Genomic DNA, 25,244 nt, shown 5'->3' with positions numbered 1-25,244 from the left:
GCTCACCGGGATGTCCACGGCCGCAGTTTCTCCGGATTGCGGATCGCCCAGATGCGGGTGATGCGGTCCTCGGTGATGTCGAAGGCGTAGACCCCGACGATGTCGTCCTCGAGCTGCGCGACCAGGCCGGGCTGACCGTTGACGGTGCGTTCGTGCAGGGTGATCGCGGTGTTGCGGGCGGCGATGTCCATCCAGAGATGCGCGATCCGCTCGCCGCCGGTGACCGGTTCCAGGAACGCCGGCGCCAGCCCGCCGCCGTCGGCCGTCGCGGTCGCGGCCGGGTCGAGCAGACCGATCAACGCCTCGATATCCCTTGTCTCCCATGCTCTTTTGAAGTCCCGGACCACTTCGGCGCGTCGGGTCCCGGTCGGTCCCGGTGTGGTGCGCAGGCGGCGGCGCGCGGAGGAGGCGAGTTGGCGGCAGGCCGCGGGGGTACGTCCGACGACATCGGCGACCTCGGCGAAGGAGTACCGGAACACGTCGTGCAGGACGAACGCCACCCGCTCGGCCGGTGTCATGGAATCCAGCACGACCAGGAAGGCCATGCTGATCGACTCGTCGAGGGTGACGCGTTCGGCCGGGTCGGCCGGGACCGGACCGCCGAACCAGTCCGCGTGCCCGGGGACCGGTTCGGGAATCCACGCGCCCACATAGCGTTCGCGGCGGGCCCGCGCGGAGCCGAGCAGATCCAGGCAGATCCGCCCGGCGACGGTGGTCAGCCACGCGCCCGGTGTCTGCACCTGCCTGCGTTGCGGTTCGCTCAACGCGTACCAGCGCACATAGGTTTCCTGTACCACGTCCTCGGCCTCGGCGAGCGACCCCAGCAGCCGGTAGGCGAGATTGAGCAACCGGCGGCGTTCGCCGATCACCGTGGGCAGGTTCGGGTCGGTCATGGTCGGCTCCTCGGATGGTCGTGTCCTCACCCACTACGACGATTCAGCAACCCGATTCGTGAGGCGGCCTGACATTCCCGGTGGCTGTGTCGTCGGAAGATCATGACGTTATCTCCCAGTGCAGCAGACCGGCCGACGATCCGAATCGGCATCATCCTCGGTAGTACCCGACCCAATCGCAACGGCCCGCAGATCGCGCGGTGGGTCCTGGACACCGCCTCGCGGCGCGCGGACGCCGAATTCGACCTGATCGATCTGCGCGACCACCCGCTACCGCATCTGGACGAATCCGTGCCGCCGATGTTCGGCCCGTCGCCGCACCCGCACACCCGCGCGTGGGCCGAACGGATCGCCCCGTTCGACGGCTTCGTGTTCGTGACCCCGGAATACAACGGCGGCATGCCCGGCGTGTTGAAGAACGCCATCGATCATCTGTTCGCGGAGTGGACGGACAAGGCGGTCGGCTTCGTCTCGTACGGCGCCGGTGGCGGTGCGCGGGCGGTGGTGCAGTTGCGGACGGTGTGCGGCACGTTGGGCATGGCCGATGTCGGGTATCAGGTCGCGATCTCGCTGCTCACCGATTTCGAGAACCACACCACCTTCACACCGCGCGAACAGCACGAGGTCACCCTGCACAAGACGCTCGATCAGGTGATCGCCTGGAGCACCGCGCTGTCCTCGTTGCGCCACCCGTCCCCCGTCACCGCCTGAGGAGCCGATCATGATGACACAGAACGACTTTCGCTCACACGCCGACGACGCCGAGTCCGAGGAGACCCGCATCCGCCGTCGCCTGGACCAGATCGGCGAGGCCCTGCGCGCGAAGGATCTCGACGCCCTCGCCCGCGCCTACACCACCGACGTGGTCTCCTTCGACGTCGAGGCGCCCCTGCAGCACGTCGGGGTGGCGGCGAAGCTGGCGAACTGGGTGAGGGTGTTCGAGGTCTTCGAACACGTCACCTACGAACTGCGCGACCTGCGGTTCACGGTGAGTGGGGAGGTGGCGTTCGGGCACGGCTTCGCGCGCCTGCACGGCACGTTGAAGGATGGAACGGAAACGAACGGGATGTGGGTTCGCGCCACCTACGGCATGCGCAGGATCGAGGGCACGTGGGCGATCGCGCATGATCAGGTGTCGGTTCCGTTGGACGTTCTCACCGGCCGAGGCGTCGTCGATCTCGAACCGTGACCGGTTGATTCGCGGCGGGGCGGGTCCGGCGAGCCGGTGGAACTCGTCGGACCGGACCCGGCCTGGTCGCGGGCTTCTCGCCGATTCGTCGTGCGTTCGGTGAGGTGCGCGTGCCAGCCTCGGACCGCCCGCTGCCGTCAGCGACGAGGACGCTTCCATCTATTATGTAATTCATATAATCTCTTCTTCATACTATTCGATATGTAACTCATGTCTTACGGCTTCAGCGCGGCTGCGTCGGTGACCTGCCGAAGACAGGGAAGAAGAGGTGCGTGATGTACGTCGTCATCGGGGCTACCGGGATCGTGGGCCGGAACGTTGTCGAGCAGTTGCGGGCCGCCGGGGCCGAGGTCACCGCGATCACCCGAGCCCCGGATGCGGCGGTGCTGCCGCCGGGCACCACCGTCGTGCGGGGCGACCCGTCCGGACCCGACATTCCCGATCACGCATGGGACGGGGTCGAGGCCGTCTTGCTCAGCTCGCGCGCCGCTCTCGTATCGGCATCGGAACTGCTGTCCCACGCCGCTCGTTACGGGGCCCGGCGGGTCGTGGTGGTATCGGCGGCGACAGTCCAGTACCCCGCCGGTGAGCCGCGGTTCATCGCGGGATTCCGGGCACTCGAGGACGCCGCCGAATCCTCCGGCCTGGCGTGGACCTGCCTGCGCTGCAGCGATTTCGACGCCAACGCGCTGGCCTGGGTACCGCAACTGCGCGGCGGCGATGTCGTGCGCGGCGCATACGGCGACGCCGCCACCTCACCGATCCACGAACGCGACATCGCGGCCGTCGCGATTCGCGCACTCACCGAGGACGACCACGCCGGCCGCCACTACGTACTCACCGGCCCCGCATCACTCACCCAACACGACAAGGTCCGAATTCTCGGCACCGCTACCCGTCGCGACCTGTCATTCGCCGAACTCGCCCCCGAACAGATACGCGCCGCCATGACCGCACAAGGTCTGCCCGCCGACGTCCCGGACCGCCTACTCGGCTCCCTCGCCGACTACGCACACACTCCCGGCCCCACCACCGACACCGTCGCCGAACTACTAGCCCGCCCCGCACTCGACTTCGCCACCTGGGCCGCGGACCACGCCTCCGCGTTCACTCGCTGAAAGAGAACAGCACGGGTCGCCGCGATGGAACTCCTCGTTCGAACCCACACGGCAGGCTGAAAGATGGAGCGGAAACGAACGGGATGTGGCGTCGCCAATCTCGTACCGGGACCGGCTGATTCGCGGCCGCGAGCCGGCATCCGGCCCGACCTGGCCGGATGCCGGTGACGGTGGTTCGACCCCGATCAGGTCGACAGATCGCAGTTCGAGCGTCGGCCCGAAACTTCTGCCTCGTACCAGCATGTAGTCGATGCGCCGCCCGGCGGCGGAAAACATGTCACCGCGGGCGACGAGCGGGTTGTCCGGGGTGAAGGTATGTCCTGGATCGCTGGGGCGCAGCACTTCCCATGCGAATGGGGTGGATCAGGTTGTGGGGCCGGGGGTTTCGGGGTGGGGTGGGGTGCGGCGGGATTGGGCGAGGAGGTCGTCGGCCAGGCGTTCGGCGCGTTCGGCTCGGGCGAGGGTTTGGGTGCGGGCGTCTTCGACGGCGGCCAGGCGGTCGGCGGCGTCGCGGTGGGCGGCGGCCAGGGCCGCGGTGTGGGCGGTGCGCTGGGCGGCGGCATCCTCGGCTGTGGTGCGGCGGAGATCGGCTAGTTCGGCTCGGGTGGTGGTGATTTCGTTTCGGGCGGCGGTGAGGTCGGTGCGGGTTCGGGCGAGTTCGGTCCGGGTGTCGGCGAGGGCTTCGGCGCGTTCGGCGGTGGCGGCTTCGGCGCGTTCGATGGCGCGTTCGGCGTCGGCCGCGCGTTGGATGGCCAGGTCGCGTTCGGCCGCGGCGGCGGTGATCTGCTGTGTCGCTTCGCGTTTGGCGCGTTCGATGTCCGCGGCGCAGGCGGTGCGGGCGCGGGTGATCTGCTCGTCGGCCTGTTCGCGGGCTCGCTCCAGGTCCTCGGTGGTTTCGCGGCGGATGGCGCGGACCTGGGCCTCGGCCTCGGTGTGGGCGGTGAACACGTCCTCGGCGGCCTGCGTGGTGATGGTGTGCACCTCGGCGAGGGCGTCGTCGCGGGCGGTGAGCGCTTCGGCGATGCGGGCTTCGGCCTCCTCGGCGGCCGCGACGGCGTCCTGCGCGGCGGATTCGGCGGCGACCCTGGCCTGTTCGGCCTCGCGACGGGCCTGTTCGGCGGCGACCGCGGACATCTCGGCCTCCGCGATGCGTCGCGCCGCCTCGGCCTGCACGGCCTGGACCTGCGCCTCGGCGATCGACGGGTCGGCCAGGGTGGACAGTTCCGCGACCGCGGAATGCAGTGTGCCGCCGAGCTGTTCGGCCAGCGTGCGGAACTGGATGAGCAGCTCATCGGCCCGCACCCGCGCCGCGGTCACCGGACCTTGTTGCGTCACAGTGACGTTCGAGGCGGGTACGTTTTCCTGCTCCTGCTGCACCCGTTGACGTTCACGCCAGGCCCGCCACCGGGTGTGTTCGGGGTGATCGCAGTATTCCGAGGGGCGTCCGGGCGCACCGCTCTTGGTGATGGTTCGCGAACATCCCGGGTAGTTACACATCGTCGCCACCGGAATATCGTAGCGTTGATTACGTCATATCCAACGTAATAACACGAAATGAATCGCGGTATTCTGACCACCGATAAGTGAACGTTATCGGTGGTCAGACCTCTTGGATGGATCCCGCCGAACGCTTGCGATCCGCAGTCCTCAACGTGCGTTGAAAACTGGGGTCGTTAGTACGCTGGTACCACAAACGTCATCTGCACCAATGTCCGGCCGAGAGTGGGGCCCGATTCACGCTCGAAGGTGTTGCGACCGGCGCACCCGGCCATCCCCTGTCCGGTGTCCTATCGCAGCAGAATTGATCCAATCTCATGCGCGAGGTGCACCAATCCTTGGAGAGTTCGCGTGTGAACCGCTCTGTCCGCGCAACGGGTCTCACCAGGTCTGCTCTCTTCGAGCCGACACCGTTACGGCTGGTCCGATGTCTCATTCGAACTGCTCCTGAGGGTCGGTAGCAGAAGGCGGCCTGCGGTCAATGACGCCTGTCATCGAAATGTCAGCACCGCAAGCGGTTACTCCAGCGCTCTCCACGTCCGCTGGTCCGGGCGCTCGATGCTCGGTCCGGGCATAGGGTGATGCCACCGAGGAGGTACTTCGGAGACGTCCTCGAAGAATTTTCCGGCGGTGTGTCCCCTCGAACCGTTCCCGTACGTCTCTATGGCGACAGATGATCCACACCAGGAGGCAATCATGAAGTACGCACTGCTCATCTACCCCGAGCCCGGCAGCCACGAGGCGCTGAGCCCGGAAGAGTACGCGCCGGTGAACGCGGCGTATCTGGCGTTGCGGAATGACCCGCGCTGTCTGGCGGGCGCGCATCTGCAACCGGGCCAGACCGCCACCACGGTGCGGGACGGGATGATCACCGATGGTCCGTTCGCCGACACCAAGGAGGTGCTGGCGGGCTATTACGTGGTCGAGGCCACCGACTTGGATGATGCGATCGAGTTCACCCGGAAGATTCCGGCGATCGGGCTCGGTGGCGCGGTCGAGGTGCGGCCGTTGGTCCATGTGCCGGTCGAGGACTCGTTCTGATCGAGGACGTCTTCCGGCGCGAGTGGGGTCGCGTGCTGGCATCGCTGGTCGGCTTCCTCGGCGATTTCGATCTCGCGGAGGAAGCCGCGCAGGATGCCTTCACGGCCGCGGCCGAGCGATGGCCACGGGACGGGATGCCGCGGCATCCGATCGCGTGGCTGGTGACGACCGGGCGGAACCGGGCCATCGACCGGCTGCGCCGGGAGCGGACGCTGGCGGACAAACATCGGCTGCTGTTGCGCGATCGGATGGTCACCGAGATGGACGAAATCGACTTCGACGACAGCACGATCGCCGACGAACGCCTGAAACTCATCTTCACCTGCTGCCATCCGGCACTCGCCGTGGAGGCGCAGGTGGCGCTCACCTTGCGGGCGCTGGGCGGGTTGAGCACGGGTGAGATCGCGCGCGCGTTCGTGGTGTCGGAGGAGACGATGAAACGCCGTCTCTCCCGGGCGAAGTCGAAGATCAAGGCGACGGCGATCCCGTTCGCGGTGCCCGCCGATCCGATGCTGCCCGAGCGGCTGGCCGCGGTGCTGGCGGTGATCTATCTGATCTTCAACGAGGGCTACACCGGCCGCGAAGACCTTGCGGCCGAAGCGATCCGGCTCGGGCGGCTGCTGGTCTCGCTGATGCCGGACGAGCCGGAGGCGTACGCACTGCTCGCACTCATGCTGCTGCACGAGTCGCGGCGGCGGGCTCGGGTGGTGGACGATGCGGTGGTTCCGCTCGCCGAACAGGATCGCGCACTGCACGATTCGGCAATGATCACCGAGGGCCGTGCGGTGCTGGACCGGGCGTTGGCCATGCGGCCCACCGGTGGCCGCTACGCCGTTCAGGCCGCCATCGCCTCCCTGCAGACCGAGGAGCCGATCGACTGGGCCCAGGTCGAGTTGCTGTACGAATCGCTCGAAAAGCTCACCGGCTCACCGGTTGTCGCGCTGAACCGGGCAGTGGCGATCACCGAGGGCGGTGCCCCCGGACGTGCCCTCGAGCTTGTCGATTCCCTCGATCTCGACGGTTACCGCTACCTGCACTCCACCCGCGCGGAGTTGCTCCGCCGACTGGGCCGCATCGACGAGGCCCGCGAAGCATTCACGCGCGCACTGCAATTGGCCGCAACCGAACCCGAGCGCCGATTCCTCATCCGCCGACTAGCCGAACTCGGCTGATTGTTCGATGAACCCTGCTGGGGCGTCGAGGAATTCGATGGTGGGGCGGCTCGCACCTGCGCGCGAGCAGTTCGATCGCTGGCACAATCGTGCGATGACGTCCACCAGAAATGCTCGATACCAACGCCTTTCGACCTTCCTGGCGTCCCGCGACGATGACGCGCTGGCCGATCTGGTAGCCGTCGGTCGAGTCGTCAACGTCGGTGTCGGTGGGAGCGCGTCGCTCGTGGAGATCGATGGCGTGCCGGTGTTCACCAAGCGGATCCCGTTGACCAACCGAGAGGTCGCCGATCCGGACTCCACGGCGAATCTGTTCGAGGTGCCGCTGTTCGGCCAGTACGGCATCGGCGGCGGCCCGGGTTTCAGCGTTCGGCGAGAGTTGGAAGCCAACCTCATCCTCACCGACGCGGTGCTGGCCGGACAGACACAGGCGTTCCCGATCCTCTATCACTGGCGGGTGCTGCCCGGCCGGTCGCCGATCCCGGACGAACACGCCGACATCGATGCCGCGGTCTCGGGCCGGGGCGGCAGCCCCGCCGTGCGGGCGCGCCTGGAAGCGCTGATCGCCGCGGATCGCAGCCTGGTGCTGTTCTGCGAATACATCCCGCATCCGATCACGGACTGGCTGGCGGAGGACCCGGTCGGTAGGGCCGCCGCGTTCGAGCAGCAACTGTCGGAGATCACGGCGTTCCTGCGGGACCGGCAGTTACTGCACATGGACGCGCACCTGGGCAATATGCGCGCCGATAAGGACCGCTGGTGGTTTCATGGGCGGCTGTGCGTGATGAGGGTGTGGTGCCGGGGTACGGCCGATTCGGGGTGCTGGCGCGGGCCGAGCTGGAGCGGTTCTTCCATCTCGACGAGCAGGACCGGGAGCTGATTGCCGAGCGCCGCCGTGACAGCAATCGACTGGGGTTCGCCGTCCAACTGGTGACGGTCCGCTACTTGGGGATGTTCCTGCCGGATCCGCTGGAGGTGCCTGCGAATGTGGTGGACTACCTGGCCGAGCAGCTGAGCATCGAGGACCCATCCTGCGTGAAGTCGTACCTGGACCGCAGGCAGACCCGGTACGACCATCAGGACGAGATCGCGCGCCGGTACGGGCTGATCGAGTTCGCCGATATCGAGAATGAGCTGGCGGCGTGGATCGCTGATCAGTCGTGGACGACCGGCGACGGCCCGAAAGTTCTCACCGCGGGGGCAGTGCGGTGGCTGCGGGACAAGGGCGCGCTGCTGCCCGGCATCACCACGCTGGAGCGGCTGGTCGCCGAGACCAAACAGGCCGCTGACCAGCGGTTGTGGCGCATCTGGCCGGACAGCTCACCGCCGGGCAACCGGGGATGTTGCTCGGGCTGCTGGATACCCGGGAAGAGAACCGCCGCAAGTTTGTGGAGCTGGAGCGGCTGCGCAAGGGCGCGTTCGCGCCGTCGTCGACGGGCATGAAGAATGCGCTGGCGCGAGTGCGGGACCTGAACGCGGTGGTTCCGGTGTCGGTCGATGTTTCCCGGGTGTCTTCGCGCCGGCTGATCGCGTTGGCGTCGCACGGTTTGACCGGTAAGACCGCGCACCTGCGGCGGATGCGATCGCAGCGGGAACGGCTGCTGGCGTTGCTGGTCGCGACGGTGTTCACGTTGCGCGCCAAGGCGATCGACGATGTGCTCGAGTTGTTCGACCTGCTGATGGTGACCAATTTGATGTCCCGGGCGGAGCGGCAGTCCAAGGAGGAGAAGCTGCGCCGGTACCCGCGGATGAGTAAGAACGCAGGGAAGCTGGCGCGGGCGGTGCGGGTGCTGCTGGAGATGACCGAGACCGAACCGGAGCTGTCGCTACAGCTGGTGTGGGATCTGATCGAGAACACCGTGACCCGCGCCGAGCTACAGGCCGCGCTCGCGGCGATCGATGAGCTGGTGCCGCAAGCGGACCCGGAGTTCGATTCCCAGCGGCTAGAGGAGCTGGCGGGCCGGTTCGCGACGGTGCGGGTGTTCCTGCCGGCGATGATGCGGCACATCGAGTTCGGCGCGGTCGGTGACGGTGTGCCGGTGCTCAAAGCGATGCGGGAGTTGGCGGATCTGCTCGCGCCGCAGCGTGGCCGCGGGCTGCCCGCGCGGTGGCTGGACGCGCGGCGCACCGATCACGACCTGGTGGGCGGGGGCTGGTCGCGGCTGGTGTATCCGGGTGAGCGGCCCGAGGGCACGGTGAATCGGGCCGCCTACACGCTGTGTCTGCTCGAGCAGTTCCATCGGCATCTGAAGTACCGCAACATCTTCGCCGAGCACTCCTCGAAGTGGCGCGACCCGCGGGCACATCTGCTGTCGGGAATGGACTGGGAGCAGGCCCGCGACGGCGGCATGAACGCGCTCGGGCTGCCGGACCATCCACGCCGGCTGCTGGCCGATCTCGCAGACGATCTGGACGCCGTCTACCGGGAGCTTGCCGGTCGCCTGGGCGAGGACACCCCGGCCTCGGTGGACGAGGACGGGAAGCTGCACGTCGCGGCCTTGGCTGCGTTGCCGGATCCGCCGAGTCTGATCGACCTGCGGCGCCGGGGCGCGGCGATGATGCCGCGGGTGGATCTGCCGGAGATGGTGCTCGAGGTGATGAGCTGGTGCCCGGAGTTCGCCGAATCGTTCACCCACGTCGCCGGTACCGGAGCCCGCGCGGCGAACCTCGGTGTGTCGGTCGCGGCGGTGCTGTGCTCGCAGGCGATGAATGTCGGCCTGGCCCCGGTGGTTTCACCAGGCGCGGACGCGTTGACCCGTGACCGGCTCCGGCACGTCGACCAGCATTACCTGCGCGCGGAGACCCTGTCGGCGGCGAATACGGTGCTGGTCAACGCCCAGGCCGCGGTGCCGTTGGCGCAGCTGTGGGGCGGCGGGTGCGTGGCGAGCGTGGACGGGATGCGGTTCGTGGTGCCGGTCCGGTCGATCCATGCCCGCTCGAATCCGAAGTATTTCGGCCGGAAGAAGGGCGCGACCTGGTTGAACATGCTCAACGACCAGGCTGCCGGGTTGAACGCGGTCGTGGTGGCCGGCACCCCGAAGGACTCGCTGAACTTCATGGACGTGCTGCTGCGCCAGCCCGAGGGCAGCAAGGTGCCCGAGGACATCATCACCGACTCGGGGTCTTATTCCGACATCGTGTTCGGCCTGTCGCACCTGCTCGGATACAAGTACCGGCCGCAGCTGGCGAACCTGCCCGACCATCGGCTGTGGCGCATCGACCCGTCCGCCGACTACGGGCCCCTGGATCGGGCCGCGCGCGGCCCGATCGACGTGGACAAGATCTGCTCCCACTGGGAGGACATGTGCCGGGTTGCGGTGTCGATGCACCGCGGCGAGGTGTCCGGTCACGAGGTGACCCGGATGATCTCCCGCGACGGCAACCCGACCAGCCTCGGGCAGGCGATCGCCCACTACGGGCGGATCTTCAAGACCCTGCACATCCTGCGCCTGGCCGACGATGAACCCTACCGGCGTGAAGCCAAAGCCCAGTCCAACCTCCAGGAAGGCCGCCACGACCTGGGCCGCGCCATCTTTCACGGCCGCAAGGGCGAGATCACCCGCGGCTACCTCGACGGGATGGAGAACCAGCTCTCGGCACTGGGCCTGATCCTCAACATCGTGGTGCTATGGAATTCGGTGTACAGCGATCGGGCTCTGGCCGCGCTGCGGGAGCAGGACTACCCGGTGCGCGACGAGGACGCCGCCCGCCTGTCGGCGTTCGGGCGAAAACACATCCGGCTGGAAGGTCATTACAGCTTCCACCTGCCCGAACTCGGCGGCCACCGGCCGCTGCGCGATCCGGACACCCCCGAGGACGACGACTGAGCCGGGCCCCGGTCCGGCGGTGACGAATTCGGCACTGGCACCGGCGGATTCAGCGGCGGCGCCGCGCGGCCGGGTCGGTGTTCGCCTGCCAGGCCAGCAGCGCGTCCTTGCCCGGTCGCGCGTATTTCGCCAGCGACCGCACCGAGGTGTGCCCGGACAGCGTCATCAGCATCGGTGTGGACGCGCCGTCCTCGGCGGCGTGGGTGAGCCGGGAGTGCCGGAGCTGGTGCAGCGTGAACGGGCCACCGGTGAACCCGGCGGTATTGTCCTCGAACAGTTCCGCGGCCCGCCGGTACGACAACCGGCCCCGCCCGCTACCCGGGTCGGTATCGGCCACCGCCACATGCGGTTTCGCTTTCCGGTCGGTCACGAACACCGGGCCGGTGCGGCGGCCGGCGAGCATGCGGGGCAGCAGCCGGGCGGTGCCGGTCTGCCACGCCACCACGTCCACGGTGCCGCCCTTACGGGTCACCCGGGCGCACCGGTTCGCGGTGTCCAGATCCGGAACGTCGAGTTCCAGCAGTTCCTCTGCGCGAGCGGCGGTTTCGTACAGCATCGTCCACAGCACCCGTTCCCGCAGCGGCACGTCCAGGCCGAGGATCGCGGTCACCTCCGCCCGGGTGACCGCCCGGGACCGGTCCGCCGGCACCGGCCGGGGCCGCAACCGCTGCAACGGATCCCCGACCAGCCAGCACCGCTCGGCCCAATAGGTACACGCGGCCCGCAACGACGCGAGCCGGACGTTGAACGTCTGCGCCGACGCCCCACCCCACCGGAACCGGAACCAGCCATCGACCCGGTCGGGATCCAGCAGTCCCACATCCGAATCGGCGCCGAACGCCTCGACCAGCGCGGCCAGCGCGATCCCGTAGCCGCGGCGGGTGTTCGGCGAGACGATCGTGCCCAGGTAGATGTCCCGCGCGTCACCCAGGCGCACGCTGTGGCGGATCGATCGGACCCGGCCCGGCTCAGCCATTGCGATCCTCGAAGTCCAGGATCGTCGAAAGGTACAGCCGCTGACGGGGATTCAGGCCCGCCCACGCGGCGGTGGCCTTGCTCGTCTCAGACATCGGGGTGGTACCCGGTGACCGTCACCTGCACCTTGCTGGGGAGCACACCGGTATACCGGATGTAGCCGGAAGGGGGAAGCAGCGCGAGCTGCTCGAGCGACAACGCCTCGGCCCACATCCGCAGATCCGCGCGCATCCGCTCGACGTCGATCTCCGTGGAGACCCCGACCGCCGATGAGTCCTCGGTGATCCCGTGGTTCCACCGCCACATCAGCCCCGGCAGCTCGACCCCGCTCACCTGCCGGGCGTACCCATTGATCGCGTCCGACACAGCATGGTGGACCACCACTTCGAGGTCCGGTCGATCTTCTGCCATCACGCCCACCCTTCTACCGCAGATAAATTACGGAGTCGTCCGCCGCTCGGCGAACCATCGCGGCACGTCGGATCCGACCCGCACCCAGTTTACCGCAGATAATACGCTCTTATCTGCGGTAAATCCTTAGCGCGACTTTTCGCGGATCTGGACTGAGACCATGAAACCCGCACCTCACAGGCGATTCCCTGATGTGCTTCTACGCGGCCGACGACGTTCATCGGGCTTCCGGACTGGCAGCGGGGTTCGCAGTTGCGCGCCGAGCCTGGCTTGAGCATCGAATTCGCAAGCCAAGCGAACTTCGTTTGTTTTCCGCGAAAGCTACTGGGACCCCGCGAGTCAGTTACCTTTCGGTGCCGTGGTCAGTCCGAGTGAGCGGATGAGGTCGTGTATCTCGGCGAGGTACAGGGCCGCTGGGTCGCGGGTCAAGGGTGTCAGATGTCCCCAGATCTCCAGTGCGACGAGCCCGTGCATGCGGCCCCATAGCCGCAGCGCCAGCGCCAGTCCTTCGGGGGGAAGGTCGGGGAACGCTGCTCGGGTGCGGTCGACGAGGATGTCATCGAAATCGGCCCACCGCGCGGTCCCGGTCGCCTGCAGCGGCGCGGCGTGTGGCCAGGCGGCAGCTGCCAGTCCGGCGAAGCCCGCACCGACCCGGCAGGCGGCTTCCTCGGCGGGGCTGTGACCCGCCGGTGGGGTGTATCCGGGTATTGCGTCGCCGTAGAGCAGCCGGAACTGATGCGGGTTCGCCACCGCCCAGTGACGGAAAGTGGATGCCCAGGCCAGTATCTGGCCGGCCGCGTCCGTGGCCGGCATCGCGTCACACGCGGCCTCGAGTTCTTGGAGCAGGCTCTGGTACACGGTGGCGATCAGCGAGGCGACCAGTTCGTCGCGGCTGTCGTAGTACCCGTACAAGGCACTCGGGGTCATCCCCAATTCGCGCGCGATGGCGTGCAAGGTGATCGCGGCGGGGCCGCCCTCGACCAGCAGCCGCAACGCGATCATCTCGATCTCACGCACCGTCTGCACCCGGACTCGGTCCCGCCGCTGCATCGCCACACCTCCTTCGCGGGTTGACAGTCCTACCCGCCGCGCTACGATCGATTCGCACTAAACGGCATTCATTTAATGAATACCGTTTAGCGTACCTGCCGGTTCGTACGGCTGCATTGTTCGATGCTGAGGCATCACACGATTGGGGGACAGCGGCATATGGTCGCGTGGAAGGTGTTCTCACGCTGGCGAACCTCCACGACACCGGCGGACCCGCTCACAACGCGCGCCGGTCGGCAGCTGATCACCGAGCTCGGCCGGCTCAAGCAGAATTCCGGGCTGAGCTTCACCCAGCTGTCCGACGAGATCCCCTACGCCAGAGCGACAGTGGCGCGGTACGTCAGGGGCGATGGTGCGTTCCCCCCGCGTCAGGCCGTCCACGACATCGCGCAGGCGTGTGGAGCGGATCCGGCACCGTTGCTCGAGTTGTGGGACACGGCCACCACTGCCACCCCGCCGCACCGCAGGTACCTGCTGGCCGGTGGGGGTGCTGTAGCGGCGTTCGCGGTGGCGCTGCTGGTGGTGGCATTCACCTTCGGTGACACATCGAAAACCCCCTCGCCGACCAGCGGCTGTCGACCCTACAAGGCCACGCTCCAGGTGTACACAGTCGGGACGATGTGCTGGACGGACAACAAAAACGTTCATGTCAAAGGTGAACTCATCGCCCAGGCCGATGCGAGGCAAGCCACTGCTCAACTGTGTGTGGCCTGGCGAGATCGCCCGAACCCAGGGTGTACTCGGGTCGTCGATCTCGCCCAAGCCCAGCCGGGTCACACGCAGCCCTACGACCTCACCGTGGATCTGCCGCCCGGCCACGGTGCATGGGTTCATGCCTGTATGGACTACATCTATTGCAGCTCGTGGTCGTAGCAGCCGCGCCGGGATCGCGGTGTTCACCGAGGCCCGCCCCGAGGCGACCGGTGTTCCGCTCGCTGCGGTGACACTCATCTGGGCCTGACACTTTCGCTGTTTGTAGGACATCGGCAGGAGTGGATGGCTTTCCGTGCAACCAACCACGACCCGGGGCTTCCGGTTCATTTGTCGTGGCCGCGGTCGCACGATCCACCACGGGCAGCGGCCGAGCGGCGCTGCGGTGATGGTTACCGGCGGTGGCCGTAATGGCCCCACAGTTCGATACCGACCTCGGCGATGATGCCGAAGACTCCGAGAGCGATGTCGGCACCGGCGCACAGGCCGACCGGCACCGCGACAACACCGGCGAACAAGACGATCAGGAGCGGAGCCAGCGGCTTGCGCGGCGGCGTGGGTGTACCGGTGGGCTCTTCGAAAGGGTCGAGTACGGTGGTCATCTCACGTTCCTGTCCAGAGATGGGCTTCGCTCCGAGAGTGCGCGGACACCAGCACGCGACCCGACGGAGCCACTTCGACGGCCATGAGCGGCGCCTTCGACGGGCGAAAAGAGCGCCGATGCGGAACCTCCCGCCCAGTCCGGCGCGGGTTTCAGCGCCTCGATGCGCGGATCGAGCGGAATCGCGGTGTACGTGGAGGCCTGTCATGCTGGATGCGGCCACCAGGTGGTTGCAGTGCCTTCTTTGCAGGTGGCTACCGCACCCCCTCGATCACCGTATACGGGAGTGTTCTCGGAGTTGTACTGGTAATTCTTGCCGTTCTTCGTGCACTGCACGGTCACCCCGTAGCGCTCAGGTCCGCTGCCCGCGCACCACATATTCACGCTTTGCTGGTCCTTGTGGACCCAGTTCAGGTAGCAGGAGCCGTCTCCTCCCATACGGGCCGGACCCGTCACCGAATCGGCGGGCACAGAATTCACCGGCACCGCGGCCGCCGTGTTATCGCCGACAAGAGCCAGGCCCGCACCGGCAGCGAGAACCGCGAAACCGGCGGCGAGACTCGTGCATAGATTCATGATCGATATTCCTTTCCTGAGCAAAAACCCGAGCGTTGACTTATCGTTGGGACGACATCCAGGATGAAACTCCCGAACCTCAGAACACATCGCGATTCATGCAAATCTTCTCGTTCTCAGTAATGCAGCCCGGCACCACACATACTGCCGCAGCAGACGGGCACCGGGAACCGGTTCAACGTCTCGGAGACGTACTGAGACGCAGGCAGATACCGCCTTGAGCAGGACGAACCGTCTCGCGACATCTCAGCACGTCCATGAGACGTCAAACCCATTCCCACTCCTCGAACAGGGCGACAGACTGTGTCGGGCCCGAACATTCTCGGGCACAACGGGAAACCAACCGAAAGGCGCGGCAGACCCTGCGCCGCGCGCCTCTCAATGAACAGGACGCAAGAAGGAGAATCGCTGTGAATGCGCTGAGCTCGAGGGTTACACGGAAGGTGTTTCCGGCCGTACTTACGGTAGGAATTGCTGGCACTGGAATGATCGTTATGGCCGCCCCGGCGGAGGCTGGAACCAACGGTCAGCAGATATCGTTTTGCTCCCAGCTCCCCGACGTGAGCGGGATGCGTGGGGGCTACGCAATCGCGACCGGGACCAACCAGAATGGCAAAGAGGTGACCACGGGAAAGATCGGGTTACGGGGGGGTGGGAACTGCGAGAACTTGCCGAACTGGTGGTTCAAGGGCATGGTCACCATCAAGTGGCAAGACCACACGGGTAAGGTGCGCGAGACTACGCGGTGTGCGGTGCCGACGGTGAAGAACAGCGACTGGATCGACTGTGACGACGTTCCGATTCATGACCAACTTGTTGGCTGGTTGCACCAGGAGATCAGCAAGAACGTGCAGAGTGAGGTATTCAAGGACATCGAGCGCCTGTACCGAAACGGCGGGCCGGATCGGATGCAGGCCATAGCTGACTGGTTTCGGCAGGTGAAGCCCGGCGGTCCGTGGGACCACAAGGCTTACCTCGCAGCGACGTTCGGTGGCCGAGCCTATGATCTGGACCGCAGCCGCGGCACCTACTACTTCCAGTGGAACGGCACGAAATACCTCCTCTCCTACGACTTGTGGTCCAACTTCCACTACGGATACGTGGGACGCAGCGCGGGTATCGATGCCGAGACTTTGCGTAAGGCGCACCAGGCGCCGGGAACGGGCGCTACGGACCCAGGCGATGTACTTACCGTAGACCTGGGGATTGACTTCTACACGAAGTACGGGCCAGGTGAGACCCCTAGCGCGATCGCCGACTATCTGATCGAGCACCAAGCTCAGCTGGTCAAGGCTGGGGTGGCCAAGCCCATCCCCAACTAACGAACCTCGCCAGGCTTTGAAGGCGTGCCCGCCGCTCGACGGGCAGCAGCACTGATCTAGTACGCCGGGTGGCCCGGAGGTGAAACCCTCCGGGCCACCCGGCGGGTTAATCCGCTAGCGCGACTTTTCGCGCTAGCGGACCCCGTATGCCGTAATCGGCTGGCAGGCCGAGACTTTCGAGATTCCGGCGGAGTTGTCGGTCGTCGTCCGCCCCCACTCGGCCGGGTTCGAGCTCGAGGCTGCCTGCCGATGAGTCGGGTGCGAGGATGGATTTCCAGGGCTTTCAGCAGGGTCCGGGCGGCTGTCGCGTAGACGGTCGGATCCGCGATGGAACGGGTGAGGGTGTCGTGCGAGCACGTCGAGGCCGGGGAGTTGGGCGGCGATCGATTCGCTTTCGAAGATGTCGAGATCCGCTCGTTCGACCTGGAACCGCCGACAATCTGATGCGGCGGGTCGTCATCCTCGGCCGTGGTGGCGCGGGTAAGTCCGCACTCGCACGGCGATTGGCCGCAGCGACCGGATTGCCGCTCACCGAGTTGGACGAGTTGTTCTGGTCGGCGGATGCGACCCCGCTCCCCCGCGATCGGTGGGCGGCGATCCAGGACGAACTCGTGGCGGCCGAAACCTGGATTCTCGACGGCGATCTGGGGCCCTTCGATGTTCTCGAACCACGCCTGCGCGCCGCCGACACGATCATCGTGCTGGATTTCCCGCTCGGTGTCTGCCTCTGGCGCGCCTTACGCCGCTCCCGCGAGAGCCTCGTGTTCTGGCGTTGGGTGATCTGCTACCGCCGCCGCAGTCTGCCCGGAATCCTCGCGGGGATCTCTCGGTGCGCATCCGCTGACCAGTACCTGTTACGTCATCCTCGCGAAGTCGAGCGGTTTCTCGACGAGCAGCGATGAAAACCGTTGTCGACCAACGTCGTCGGTTCTCGCCGAGTCGATTCCCGGATACATGTGGCTGGCGGTTCGTACCGCTAGCGCGCTCCGGATTTGGTCGCCACGACCAGCACGTTCTTACCGAAGAACTTGCTGGTCAGAAGCTGTAGCGCGCGGCTGACGGGAAACAGCGCGCGGTCGTAGAGTTTGAGGGAGCGCGGGTTGAGGGTGCCGTCGTCGGGGCCGAGGGCCTTGTAGGCGAGGGTGGCGAAGAAGCCGAGCGGGTCGCAGTAGCGGGATTCGACGATGTCCAGGCCCGCGTTGCGCAGGATGCGGTTCAACTGGGTGCGCCGGTAGCGGCGATAGTGCCCGACCTTGGTGTCCATGGCGGTGAACAGCATTTCCAGTGCGGGCACGTACACCACCAGGGTCCCGCCGGGGCGCAGCAGCGCGGCCAGTTGTTCGGAAGCGGCCTGGTCGTTCTTGATGTGTTCGAGGACGTTGAAGGTGTAGATCAGGCCGTATCGCTCGCCGTCGCGATCGGGGTCCACGACGCGATATCCCTTGGCGCGCAGGATCTCTCGCAGATCTTCATCGGGTTCGAGGCATTCGGGGGTGATCCGGCGTTCGGCGAGCAGATCGGCGTAGGTGCCCGAGCCCGCCCCGAAGTCCAGCACCCGCACCTCGGAGGCGTCGGGGTCCAAGTGTCGGTCGACGGTGTCGACCAGGAAGGTGTTGTAGTTGACCGCTTCGGCCATCGCTTCCAGATTGTCGCACCCGGTGTACGCGAAATCGCTGGTGGTCAAGGGGTTTCCCCTTCGTGGGTCGCCGGTGTCGTGCCCGTCCGGCGGCAGCGTGACTGCCGCGCCTGCCTCGCCGACGATGCCGCGTATCCGCGATCGCCGCGGCCCGCGCCTCGAATGCGCGGGCGGTGTGTCGGGTCCCGACGGTAGTGGACACCCACGGGGGCATGTCAACGACGACGGTCAGCGTGTCCGGTCTCAACCGGGAAGAAACGAACCGGCTCCGGATCGCGCGAGGGGTGCGTATGTTCGCGCGATCCGGGGTGCGGGCTCATGCCTGCGGGGCGGGGTCGCCGTCGGTGTGCGGGACCTTCTCCGCGGGGATGACGCCGAAACGTCCGGCCTGGTAGTCCTCGAACGCCTGCATGAGTTCGGCGCGGGTGTTCATCACGAACGGTCCGTAGTGCGCGACCGGTTCGCGGATCGGCGCGCCGCCCAGCAGCAGCACTTCCAGGTTCGGTTCGGCGGACGGGGTGGAGGTGCCCGCGGTGAGGGTGAGCGCGTCGCCGGGGCCGAAGACGGCCAGCTGGCCCTTGCGGATCGGCTGCTGATCCTCACCGACGGCCCCGACACCGGCCATGACGTAGGCCAGCGCGTTGAACTCGCGGTTCCACGGCAGGTTCAGCCGGGCGCCGGGGCTGACGGTGGCGTGCACGAGGCTGATGGGGGTGAAGGTGTTGCCCGGGCCGGTGTGTCCGTCCAGGTCACCGGCGATCACCCGGAGCAGCGCGCCGCCGTCGTCGGAGGACAGCAGGGTGGCCTGGCCGCCGCGGATGTCCTGGTAGCGGGGTGCGTTGAACTTGTTCGCCCGCGGCAGGTTCACCCACAGCTGGATGCCGTGGAACAGTCCGCCCGACACCACCAGCGCCTCGGGCGGCTTCTCGATGTGCAGGATGCCGCTGCCCGCGGTCATCCACTGGGTGTCCCCGTTGCTGATGGTGCCGCCGCCACCGTATGAGTCCTGGTGTTCGAAGACGCCGTCCATGATGTAGGTGACTGTTTCGAAGCCGCGGTGCGGATGCCACGGGGTGCCCTTGGGTTCGCCCGGCGCGTATTCGACCTCGCCCATCTGGTCCATGTGGATGAACGGGTCCAGATCCGCGAGCGCCACTCCGGCGAACGCGCGGCGCACCGGGAATCCCTCGCCCTCGAATCCGGTCGGCGCCGTCGTCACCGAGCGGACGCGACGCTGCTGCATCGCGGCCGGGTCCGGTGCGGGCACTCGGGGCAGCGTCAGGGTGTCCGCTGTCACAGCTGGCATGACGACCTCCAATGTAGTTAAAATTTTGTCTACCCTGACAACCATAGGCCCACCACGAACATTCCCGGTAGCCCCGAGGACGTTTTTCCGGCATCGATTCGCCGAAGGACCGGCCGTGAGGAGTGGGTCGGCTCGTATGATCAAGATTTGAACCAGTGAGGAGTGCGATGGCCGAGTCGAGCGAACTGCGGGCGGATCAAGTGCAGGCGTGGCGCGCCTATCTCGAGGGCAGCGTACGGCTCGAGACCTGCGTGGACGCGGCGTTGCGCGCCTCGAGCGGGTTGAGCCTGATCGACTACCACCTGCTGTTGCTACTGCGGGAGGCACCGCAGCAGCGGCTGCGGATGAGCGAGCTCGCAGACCGAATGGTGTTCTCCCGCAGCCGCATCACCTACCAGGTCAACTCGATGATCAAACGCGGCCTGCTCACCCGCGAACCGGCCCCCGGCGACGGGCGCGGGTATCGCGCGGTACTGACCGCGACCGGACTCGAGACGTTCCTGGCCGCCGCGCCCGGTCACGCCCGCACCGTGCGCGAGTTGTTCCTGGACGAGCTCACCGAGGACGAATTGGCTTGTCTGGGAAAGATTTTCACCCGCACGCGCGCCCGTCTCGAACGTGCGGAGAATGCCGCGGCCGCCGAGCGGGGATGACCCGCTGCTACAGTGGCCGCCGGGATTACGAACCTGGTGAGGAGACCAGATATGGCGGGTGAACTCGACATCTCCGGATAGATCCGGAGTCCCGGCCACCAGCGCACGCGGTGCGGCTGTCGTGGCCATGTCGTCGTTCCCCCACCCCTCTCATCCTGGGAGTCTCCCCATGTCCGATGCTCGCATCGTTTGTTCGAATCTGTCGTTCACCTGGCCCGATGACACCGCGGTGTTCCGGGATCTGTCGTTCACCGTGCCCGGCGGGCGCACCGGTCTGGTCGCACCCAACGGCGCGGGCAAGAGCACACTGCTGCGCCTGATCGCCGGGGACCTGCGGGCATCGCGCGGCAGTGTCACCGTCTCGGGTGTCCTGGGTTATCTGCCGCAGAATCTGCCCTTGACCAGCACCTCGAACGTCGCTCAGGTACTGGGGATCGCCCCGGTGCTCGCGGCGCTGGCCGCCGTGGAATCCGGTGACGCGGCCGAGGAACACTTCACCGTCATCGGTTCGGATTGGGATATCGAGGAACGCACCCGCGCCCAACTCGAACGCCTCGGCCTCGGCGATCTCGCGCTGACCCGCGAGCTGGGCACCCTCAGCGGCGGGCAGATCCTCACGCTCGGGCTGGCCGCGCAACTGCTGCGTCGCCCGGACGTGCTGCTGCTGGACGAGCCGACCAACAACCTCGACATCGACGCGCGCCACCGCCTCTACGAGGTGCTCGAGGAGTGGAGCGGATGCCTGCTGGTGGTCGCGCACGACCGGCCGCTGCTGGACCGGATGGACCGCATCGCCGAACTCGACCGCGCCGAAATCCGTTTCCACAGCGGCAATTTCACCGCCTACGAGGCGTCGGTGCAGGCCGCGCGGGAGGTGGCCGAGAAAAATGTGCGCACCGCCGAACAACAGGTCAAGCGGGAGAAGCGCGATCTGCAACTGGCGCGGGAACGCGCGGCGCGACGGGCGGGCAATGCCGCGCGCACCGTGGGCGATGCCGGATTGCCGAAGATCTTCGCCGGCACCATGAAACGCAACGCCCAGGAGTCCGCGGCGCGGGCGGGTCAGACACACAACGCGCGCGTCGATCAAGCCCGTGACCGGCTCGATCAGGCGCAACGCGCGGTACGTGAGGAGCAGCGCATCGTGTTGGATCTACCCGGCACCGAGGTGCCCGCCGGGCGCACGGTGTTCCACGGGGAAGGGCTGCGGCTGCGCCTGGGCGGCCGCGAGATCTTCACCGAGGACGGCGTCGACCTGACCATCCGCGGACCCGAGCGGATCGCGCTGACCGGTCCGAACGGCGCGGGCAAATCCACGCTGCTGCGCATCCTGGCCGGTGCGCTGACTCCCGAACACGGCGAGTTGCGGCGGGCCGAGGGCCGGGTGGCGTATCTGTCGCAACGGCTGGATCTGCTCGACCCCGACCTGACCGTCGCGGAGAACCTCGCGGCCAGCGCACCCCGGATGCCCGCGGCCGGGCGGATGAACGCGTTGGCGCGCTTGCTGTTTCGCGGACCGGCCGCGCATCGCACGGTGCGGGACCTCTCGGGCGGAGAACTGTTGCGGGCGAGTCTGGCGTGCGCGCTGTTCGCCGAACCCGCACCACACCTGTTGCTGCTGGACGAGCCGACGAACAATCTGGACCTGATCGGCGTCGGGCAACTCGAGAGTGCGCTCGAGGGCTATCAGGGCGCGTTCGTCGTGGTCAGCCACGACGAACGTTTTCTGCGCGAGGTTCGGGTGCAGCGCTGGCTGCGGTTCGACCGAGGCCGGTTGAGCCAGATCGCCGCACCCGATCCGGTCTAGACCCTGGCCGCGACCGGTTCGGCGATGACCGCGACGCCGGTGCGGCCGCCGTCGACGTCCAGGACGGTGCCGTGCACGAATTCGGCGTCGTCGGAGGCCAGATACACCGCGGCCGCGGCGATGGCCTCGGGTGTGCCCAAGCGTCCCGCGGGGGTGCCGTGCATCATGGTGTCGCCCGGGGTGCGGGTGCCCGGGGCCTGATCGCCGGATCGGATCACGCCCGGGGAGATGGCGTTCACGCGGACTCCGCGGGGGCCGAATTCCGCGGACCAGGCGCGGGTGAGGGTTTCCATCGCGCCCTTGGTGGAGGCGTACAGCGCGCCGACCGGGACCGACAGGCGCGCGACCCACGAGCCGAGGTTGATGATGACGCCGCCGCCGGCGTCGATCATCGCGGGCGCGATGGTCTGGGTGAGGAAGAACGGGGCCTTGACGTTCACCGCGTAGACGCGATCGAACGTGTCCTCCTCGACGGTGAGAGTCGTTCCGGGCGGGAAGATTCCGGCGTTGTTGACCAGGATGTCGATCCGCCCGCCGAGTATCGCGGTGGCCTCCCGGGCCAGGGCGCGACTGGCCTCGGGGGTGCCGTCCAGCTCGGCGCGCACGTAGTCCGCGCGGCCGCCCGCGGCGCGGATGCGTTCGACCACCTCGTGGGCGCGGGCGTCGTCGCGGCCGGACACCACGACGTGCGCGCCCTGCGCGGCGTACGCCTCGGCGATGGCGCGGCCGATATTGCTGGTGGATCCGGTGATGAGGGCTGTTTTTCCTGCGAGTCGTGACATAGGGCCGACGGTACGAGCGAATTTTTGGACCAGCAAGTCCAAAGCGTGGTGGGTCGGGTCACCCGTTGCGCAGGTGGTCGATCAGGGTGTTCATCGCGGTTTCCAGGTAGGTGATGCTGCCGGTGGTGCGCAGTACCTGGACTCCACCTTGGATCGCGGCGACGAATGTCATCGCGACCGCGTCGGGATCGATCCGGTCGCTCACGAGTCCGGCGGTCTGCATCGCGACGATGCCGCGCCGGATGTGTTCGCACCACTGCGTGAGCAGGATGCCGACCACTTCGGCGGCTCCGGCGGTGGTTCCGACCTGCGACATCAGCGAACCCAGCGGGCAGTGTCGCCCCTGGGCTCGATACCTGGCCAGGACCGCCTCGCGCCACCGTTCCCAGGCCGCCCACGAGGTCAGCGCGCCCAGATGCGGTTGTTGATCCTCGAGTACCCGATCGGCTTCGTAATGTGCGACCGCGACCAGCAGTTCCTCCTTGCCGCCGGGGAAATAGTGGAAGATCTGCCCCTTGCTGGTCCCGGTGATCGCCCGGATGTCGTCGAGTGTCACCGTGCCGGGATCCTCGCTGCGCAGATGCACCGCCGCGCCCTCGATGATCCGCTGGCGGGTGGCGCGGCCCTTCGCGGTGATCGTCATGGTGCGAGGATACCGAATTTTGGACTCAGGGGTCCATTGTGAGCGGATCCGGGTGGTCGTCGGGGCTGCGACGAGCCAGACGACACTTTCCCGCTAGCTTGCTAGCATGCTAGCGTCGAGGTGTGGGCGACGAGGTGAAGCAGTTCAACGTGTATCTGCCGGTGGATTTGATCAAGCAGGTCAAATTCCGGGCCATCGAGTCGGGGCAGTCGTTGTCGGCGTTGGTGGCCGAGGCGTTGCGCGCGTATCTGGCCGAATCCCCCACCGAGCAACCACCCGAGTGAAAGGAGTACCGATCGTGAGCACCACCGGTATCGCGGCGGTCTATCTGACGACACGCAACTGGGGCAAAGCCGCCCGGTTCATGCAATCCCTGGGCTACGACACCGATTTCACCACCGACCACAACTCCGGACTGTTCCGCAACGGCGCGGGTCCGGCGGTGTTCATCGCGGAGGTGCCGCACGAGGAGCCCGACACCCGGCTGGTGCTGGCGGTGCCCGACACCGAGGCGGTGCGGTTCGACGGTGACGCCGAGGTGGTCAGCGACTTCGCCGAGACGCACTTCGGGACCAGGGAGATGGTCGTGCGGGATCCGGACGGACGGTTGTGGACCCTGCAGGCGACCCCGGCGGATCCGGCGTGACCGGCGATCAGGCGATCGAGCCCGAACACACCGCGGAGCGGGTGGCGTTGTGGCGGGCACTGCATCTCGAGGCCGACGCGCCCCCGCACGTGCTGCGGGACGAGATCGGGTTGCGGCTGGTCGATCCGGCGCGGGACTGGCGGGAGCGCCCGGATATGGATCCCGACTCGACTCGTCCGATGCGGGCGGGCATCGTGGCGCGGGCGCGGTTCATCGAGGATCTGATCACCGAGCAGGCCGACGCGGGCGTCGGGCAGTATGTGCTGCTGGGCGCGGGTCTGGACACGCTGGCGCAGCGGCGTCCCGAGATCGCTTCGGCCGTCACGATTTTCGAGGTCGATCAGCCCGGTCCGCAGGAGTGGAAACGTCGGCGGCTGGACGAGGTCGGCCTGGGTGTGCCGCCCGGATTACGTTTGGTGCCGGTGGATTTCGAGGCCGAGTCGTGGTGGGAGCGGCTGACCGCGGCCGGGTTCGATCCGCTGCGTCCGGCGGTGGTGGCCTCGACCGGGGTGTCGATGTATCTGACGGACGCGGCCAATACCGCGACCCTGCAACGCATCTCGACGCTCGCGCCGGGGTCGACACTGGTGATGACCTACATGTTGCCGATCGATCGTGTCGATGCGGACGAGCGGATATTGCGCGAATTCGCCGAGCGTGGTGCGCGGTCGTCGGGCACCCCGTTCATCAGTTTCTACGATCCGGAGCAGATCCGTGCGCTGGCGCTCGAATCGGGATTCACTGCCGCGCGGACGATTTCGGCGGGCGACCTGACCGGCCGCTACTTTCGCGACCGCTCCGACGGGATGCGTCCGGCGGCGTCGGAGGAGTTGCTCGTCGCGCGCACGTAGCGCGTTCACGCGGTGCCGTCGAGAGTCCGATCAGCGACGATGGCTCTCGGCGAGCGACTTGAGGTTCAGCAGCTGTCGGCGGGCCATGATCAGATCGCCGACGGACAGACCGGGTGCCAGCAACCGGTTGGTGCGGATGACGACCTTGAGCAGCAGGCGCGTGGTGTCGGCGTCGCGGGGCACCAGGACGTAGGACATGAAAGCGCCGATGATGGTGGCCGTCAACTGTTCCCCGGGCGTCACCGAGACGATCCGCCCGAGCGGACGCCCACCGGTGGCGGTGAATCTCTCGCCCACGTGCGGCTCGGGAAGATCGGCCGGTTCGCGGGGTGAGCGACGGCCGAGGTTGTCGATCCAGTCGTAGGAGTAGGGCGCGAGCCTGATCTGCCCGACCCAGGGCCACACCACTTCCGACGACGCCCGGACTGTCACTCCTCGCCAGGCCGACAATGTGGGCGAGGGCACGAAGTCGTCGCACGGGTACGGACGCAGGGTTTCGTCGTCATCGACGCCCCATCGGTCACCGATCATGCCCCC

Annotated in this window: 28 protein-coding genes; 16 read left to right on the top strand and 12 right to left on the bottom strand. The window is 67.1% G+C overall.

What is annotated here, in order from left to right; translation table 11 throughout:
* Window positions 1–2: 2 nt before the first annotated feature.
* Window positions 3–893 (bottom strand): RNA polymerase sigma factor SigJ, encoded by an 891-nt coding sequence (gene sigJ, locus NRB20_RS25455; RefSeq protein WP_153413333.1) that lies wholly within the window; start codon window positions 891–893, stop codon window positions 3–5.
* 102 nt (window positions 894–995) lie between these two features.
* Here sigJ and NRB20_RS25450 point away from each other — a divergent pair, with 102 nt between their 5' ends.
* The 3 genes from NRB20_RS25450 to NRB20_RS25440 all read left to right on the top strand — a co-directional run bounded on the left by NRB20_RS25450 (window position 996) and on the right by NRB20_RS25440 (window position 3,200).
* Window positions 996–1,604 (top strand): NADPH-dependent FMN reductase, encoded by a 609-nt coding sequence (locus tag NRB20_RS25450; protein ID WP_153413331.1) that lies wholly within the window; start codon window positions 996–998, stop codon window positions 1,602–1,604.
* 10 nt (window positions 1,605–1,614) lie between these two features.
* Window positions 1,615–2,082 carry a YybH family protein gene (locus NRB20_RS25445; RefSeq protein WP_153413329.1) on the top strand — a complete coding sequence of 156 codons (468 nt, stop codon included), beginning with the start codon at window positions 1,615–1,617 and terminating at the stop codon, window positions 2,080–2,082.
* A gap of 275 nt (window positions 2,083–2,357) precedes the next feature.
* Entirely contained in the window at window positions 2,358–3,200 is an 843-nt protein-coding gene (locus NRB20_RS25440) for an NAD(P)H-binding protein (protein ID WP_153413327.1), read from the top strand.
* Between the two features lie 363 nt (window positions 3,201–3,563).
* Here NRB20_RS25440 and NRB20_RS25435 read toward each other — a convergent pair whose 3' ends face one another.
* On the bottom strand, window positions 3,564–4,697 hold the full coding sequence (locus NRB20_RS25435) for a coiled-coil domain-containing protein (protein WP_227833881.1): 1,134 nt from the start codon (window positions 4,695–4,697) through the stop codon (window positions 3,564–3,566).
* Between the two features lie 696 nt (window positions 4,698–5,393).
* On the opposite strand from NRB20_RS25435, the gene NRB20_RS25430 reads away from it, so the two are divergent.
* From NRB20_RS25430 to NRB20_RS25420, 5 genes are all read left to right on the top strand, one after another.
* The gene (locus NRB20_RS25430; RefSeq protein WP_153413325.1) at window positions 5,394–5,738 is read left to right on the top strand and encodes a YciI family protein; all 345 of its coding nucleotides are present in this window, start codon (window positions 5,394–5,396) and stop codon (window positions 5,736–5,738) included.
* Between the two features lie 32 nt (window positions 5,739–5,770).
* Window positions 5,771–6,910, top strand: a complete 1,140-nt coding sequence (locus NRB20_RS25425) for a sigma-70 family RNA polymerase sigma factor (RefSeq protein ID WP_319945383.1) — start codon at window positions 5,771–5,773, stop codon at window positions 6,908–6,910.
* Window positions 6,911–7,004: 94 nt separating this feature from the next.
* The gene (locus tag NRB20_RS38415; protein ID WP_227833857.1) at window positions 7,005–7,790 is read left to right on the top strand and encodes a hypothetical protein; all 786 of its coding nucleotides are present in this window, start codon (window positions 7,005–7,007) and stop codon (window positions 7,788–7,790) included.
* Complete coding sequence (locus NRB20_RS38410) at window positions 7,730–8,353, top strand: DUF4158 domain-containing protein (RefSeq protein WP_319945382.1); 624 nt, start codon at window positions 7,730–7,732, stop codon at window positions 8,351–8,353. Before NRB20_RS38415 ends, NRB20_RS38410 begins: the two co-directional genes overlap by 61 nt.
* Window positions 8,251–10,737 (top strand): Tn3 family transposase, encoded by a 2,487-nt coding sequence (locus NRB20_RS25420; protein WP_227833878.1) that lies wholly within the window; start codon window positions 8,251–8,253, stop codon window positions 10,735–10,737. Before NRB20_RS38410 ends, NRB20_RS25420 begins: the two co-directional genes overlap by 103 nt.
* Window positions 10,738–10,786: 49 nt before the next feature.
* Here the strand turns inward: NRB20_RS25420 and NRB20_RS25415 are convergent, their stop codons facing one another.
* From NRB20_RS25415 to NRB20_RS25405, 3 genes are all read right to left on the bottom strand, one after another.
* Window positions 10,787–11,713 (bottom strand): tyrosine-type recombinase/integrase, encoded by a 927-nt coding sequence (locus NRB20_RS25415; protein WP_194290002.1) that lies wholly within the window; start codon window positions 11,711–11,713, stop codon window positions 10,787–10,789.
* Between the two features lie 86 nt (window positions 11,714–11,799).
* Complete coding sequence (locus NRB20_RS25410; RefSeq protein ID WP_153413321.1) at window positions 11,800–12,123, bottom strand: hypothetical protein; 324 nt, start codon at window positions 12,121–12,123, stop codon at window positions 11,800–11,802.
* A gap of 339 nt (window positions 12,124–12,462) precedes the next feature.
* On the bottom strand, window positions 12,463–13,173 hold the full coding sequence (locus NRB20_RS25405; RefSeq protein ID WP_153413319.1) for a TetR/AcrR family transcriptional regulator: 711 nt from the start codon (window positions 13,171–13,173) through the stop codon (window positions 12,463–12,465).
* Between the two features lie 159 nt (window positions 13,174–13,332).
* Between NRB20_RS25405 and NRB20_RS25400 the strand changes: the two genes are divergently transcribed.
* Complete coding sequence (locus tag NRB20_RS25400) at window positions 13,333–14,046, top strand: helix-turn-helix domain-containing protein (protein ID WP_194290001.1); 714 nt, start codon at window positions 13,333–13,335, stop codon at window positions 14,044–14,046.
* 230 nt (window positions 14,047–14,276) lie between these two features.
* On the opposite strand, the gene NRB20_RS25395 is transcribed toward NRB20_RS25400, so the two are convergent.
* Window positions 14,277–14,486 (bottom strand): hypothetical protein, encoded by a 210-nt coding sequence (locus NRB20_RS25395; RefSeq protein WP_153413315.1) that lies wholly within the window; start codon window positions 14,484–14,486, stop codon window positions 14,277–14,279.
* A gap of 203 nt (window positions 14,487–14,689) precedes the next feature.
* Window positions 14,690–15,061 carry a hypothetical protein gene (locus tag NRB20_RS25390; RefSeq protein ID WP_153413313.1) on the bottom strand — a complete coding sequence of 124 codons (372 nt, stop codon included), beginning with the start codon at window positions 15,059–15,061 and terminating at the stop codon, window positions 14,690–14,692.
* Window positions 15,062–15,471: 410 nt separating this feature from the next.
* On the opposite strand from NRB20_RS25390, the gene NRB20_RS25385 reads away from it, so the two are divergent.
* Entirely contained in the window at window positions 15,472–16,383 is a 912-nt protein-coding gene (locus NRB20_RS25385) for a polymorphic toxin type 44 domain-containing protein (protein WP_319945381.1), read from the top strand.
* Between the two features lie 443 nt (window positions 16,384–16,826).
* A complete protein-coding gene (locus NRB20_RS25380; RefSeq protein WP_153413311.1) occupies window positions 16,827–17,285 on the top strand; it encodes a P-loop NTPase family protein in 459 nt (152 codons plus the stop codon).
* A gap of 74 nt (window positions 17,286–17,359) precedes the next feature.
* Here the strand turns inward: NRB20_RS25380 and NRB20_RS25375 are convergent, their stop codons facing one another.
* On the bottom strand, window positions 17,360–18,067 hold the full coding sequence (locus NRB20_RS25375; RefSeq protein ID WP_153413310.1) for a class I SAM-dependent methyltransferase: 708 nt from the start codon (window positions 18,065–18,067) through the stop codon (window positions 17,360–17,362).
* A 268-nt stretch (window positions 18,068–18,335) separates the two neighbouring features.
* Window positions 18,336–19,325, bottom strand: a complete 990-nt coding sequence (locus NRB20_RS25370; protein ID WP_153413308.1) for a pirin family protein — start codon at window positions 19,323–19,325, stop codon at window positions 18,336–18,338.
* Window positions 19,326–19,492: 167 nt separating this feature from the next.
* Between NRB20_RS25370 and NRB20_RS25365 the strand changes: the two genes are divergently transcribed.
* Window positions 19,493–19,978, top strand: coding sequence for a MarR family winged helix-turn-helix transcriptional regulator (locus NRB20_RS25365; protein WP_153413306.1), 486 nt, complete (start codon window positions 19,493–19,495; stop codon window positions 19,976–19,978).
* A 169-nt stretch (window positions 19,979–20,147) separates the two neighbouring features.
* Window positions 20,148–21,785, top strand: a complete 1,638-nt coding sequence (locus NRB20_RS25360) for an ABC-F family ATP-binding cassette domain-containing protein (protein WP_153413304.1) — start codon at window positions 20,148–20,150, stop codon at window positions 21,783–21,785.
* Here NRB20_RS25360 and NRB20_RS25355 read toward each other — a convergent pair.
* Both NRB20_RS25355 and NRB20_RS25350 read right to left on the bottom strand, forming a co-directional pair.
* Window positions 21,782–22,567: an SDR family NAD(P)-dependent oxidoreductase gene (locus NRB20_RS25355; protein WP_153413302.1), complete on the bottom strand. Its 786-nt coding sequence runs from the start codon at window positions 22,565–22,567 to the stop codon at window positions 21,782–21,784. The genes NRB20_RS25360 and NRB20_RS25355 overlap by 4 nt on opposite strands.
* 58 nt (window positions 22,568–22,625) lie before the next feature.
* A complete protein-coding gene (locus NRB20_RS25350; protein WP_153413300.1) occupies window positions 22,626–23,210 on the bottom strand; it encodes a TetR/AcrR family transcriptional regulator in 585 nt (194 codons plus the stop codon).
* A 122-nt stretch (window positions 23,211–23,332) separates the two neighbouring features.
* Here NRB20_RS25350 and NRB20_RS25345 point away from each other — a divergent pair, with 122 nt between their 5' ends.
* The 3 genes from NRB20_RS25345 to NRB20_RS25335 are packed head-to-tail and all read left to right on the top strand — an operon-like array spanning window position 23,333 to window position 24,707.
* Entirely contained in the window at window positions 23,333–23,494 is a 162-nt protein-coding gene (locus NRB20_RS25345) for a ribbon-helix-helix domain-containing protein (protein WP_319945380.1), read from the top strand.
* A gap of 14 nt (window positions 23,495–23,508) precedes the next feature.
* Window positions 23,509–23,856 (top strand): VOC family protein, encoded by a 348-nt coding sequence (locus NRB20_RS25340; RefSeq protein WP_319945379.1) that lies wholly within the window; start codon window positions 23,509–23,511, stop codon window positions 23,854–23,856.
* Window positions 23,853–24,707 (top strand): class I SAM-dependent methyltransferase, encoded by an 855-nt coding sequence (locus NRB20_RS25335; protein WP_319945378.1) that lies wholly within the window; start codon window positions 23,853–23,855, stop codon window positions 24,705–24,707. The genes NRB20_RS25340 and NRB20_RS25335 overlap by 4 nt, the downstream gene beginning before the upstream one ends.
* A 30-nt stretch (window positions 24,708–24,737) precedes the next feature.
* Here NRB20_RS25335 and NRB20_RS25330 read toward each other — a convergent pair whose 3' ends face one another.
* Window positions 24,738–25,238 carry a polyketide cyclase gene (locus NRB20_RS25330; protein WP_153413298.1) on the bottom strand — a complete coding sequence of 167 codons (501 nt, stop codon included), beginning with the start codon at window positions 25,236–25,238 and terminating at the stop codon, window positions 24,738–24,740.
* Between the last annotated feature and the right edge of the window lie 6 nt (window positions 25,239–25,244).

It is taken from the genome of Nocardia macrotermitis (assembly GCF_009604405.1).
GTDB classification, from domain to species: domain Bacteria; phylum Actinomycetota; class Actinomycetes; order Mycobacteriales; family Mycobacteriaceae; genus Nocardia; species Nocardia macrotermitis.
The sequence above is the reverse complement of the archived record's forward strand: the minus strand, read 5'-3'. Positions and strand labels throughout refer to the sequence as shown.

Bases quoted from the DNA above. Each gene is read 5' to 3' on its own strand.
- NRB20_RS25420 (WP_227833878.1), top strand. From the start codon at position 8,251: ATGTTGCTCGGGCTGCTGGATACCCGGGAAGAGAACCGCCGCAAGTTT.
- NRB20_RS38415 (WP_227833857.1), top strand. From the start codon at position 7,005: ATGACGTCCACCAGAAATGCTCGATACCAACGCCTTTCGACCTTCCTG.
- NRB20_RS25440 (WP_153413327.1), top strand. From the start codon at position 2,358: ATGTACGTCGTCATCGGGGCTACCGGGATCGTGGGCCGGAACGTTGTC.
- NRB20_RS25445 (WP_153413329.1), top strand. From the start codon at position 1,615: ATGATGACACAGAACGACTTTCGCTCACACGCCGACGACGCCGAGTCC.
- NRB20_RS25430 (WP_153413325.1), top strand. From the start codon at position 5,394: ATGAAGTACGCACTGCTCATCTACCCCGAGCCCGGCAGCCACGAGGCG.
- NRB20_RS25405 (WP_153413319.1), bottom strand. From the start codon at position 13,173: ATGCAGCGGCGGGACCGAGTCCGGGTGCAGACGGTGCGTGAGATCGAG.
- NRB20_RS25410 (WP_153413321.1), bottom strand. From the start codon at position 12,123: ATGGCAGAAGATCGACCGGACCTCGAAGTGGTGGTCCACCATGCTGTG.
- NRB20_RS25365 (WP_153413306.1), top strand. From the start codon at position 19,493: ATGGCCGAGTCGAGCGAACTGCGGGCGGATCAAGTGCAGGCGTGGCGC.
- NRB20_RS25395 (WP_153413315.1), bottom strand. From the start codon at position 14,486: ATGACCACCGTACTCGACCCTTTCGAAGAGCCCACCGGTACACCCACG.
- NRB20_RS25330 (WP_153413298.1), bottom strand. From the start codon at position 25,238: ATGATCGGTGACCGATGGGGCGTCGATGACGACGAAACCCTGCGTCCG.
- NRB20_RS25400 (WP_194290001.1), top strand. From the start codon at position 13,333: ATGGTCGCGTGGAAGGTGTTCTCACGCTGGCGAACCTCCACGACACCG.
- NRB20_RS25390 (WP_153413313.1), bottom strand. From the start codon at position 15,061: ATGAATCTATGCACGAGTCTCGCCGCCGGTTTCGCGGTTCTCGCTGCC.
- NRB20_RS25435 (WP_227833881.1), bottom strand. From the start codon at position 4,697: ATGTGTAACTACCCGGGATGTTCGCGAACCATCACCAAGAGCGGTGCG.
- NRB20_RS25355 (WP_153413302.1), bottom strand. From the start codon at position 22,567: ATGTCACGACTCGCAGGAAAAACAGCCCTCATCACCGGATCCACCAGC.
- sigJ (WP_153413333.1), bottom strand. From the start codon at position 893: ATGACCGACCCGAACCTGCCCACGGTGATCGGCGAACGCCGCCGGTTG.
- NRB20_RS25350 (WP_153413300.1), bottom strand. From the start codon at position 23,210: ATGACGATCACCGCGAAGGGCCGCGCCACCCGCCAGCGGATCATCGAG.
- NRB20_RS25415 (WP_194290002.1), bottom strand. From the start codon at position 11,713: ATGGCTGAGCCGGGCCGGGTCCGATCGATCCGCCACAGCGTGCGCCTG.
- NRB20_RS25450 (WP_153413331.1), top strand. From the start codon at position 996: ATGACGTTATCTCCCAGTGCAGCAGACCGGCCGACGATCCGAATCGGC.
- NRB20_RS25360 (WP_153413304.1), top strand. From the start codon at position 20,148: ATGTCCGATGCTCGCATCGTTTGTTCGAATCTGTCGTTCACCTGGCCC.
- NRB20_RS25370 (WP_153413308.1), bottom strand. From the start codon at position 19,325: ATGCCAGCTGTGACAGCGGACACCCTGACGCTGCCCCGAGTGCCCGCA.
- NRB20_RS25380 (WP_153413311.1), top strand. From the start codon at position 16,827: ATGCGGCGGGTCGTCATCCTCGGCCGTGGTGGCGCGGGTAAGTCCGCA.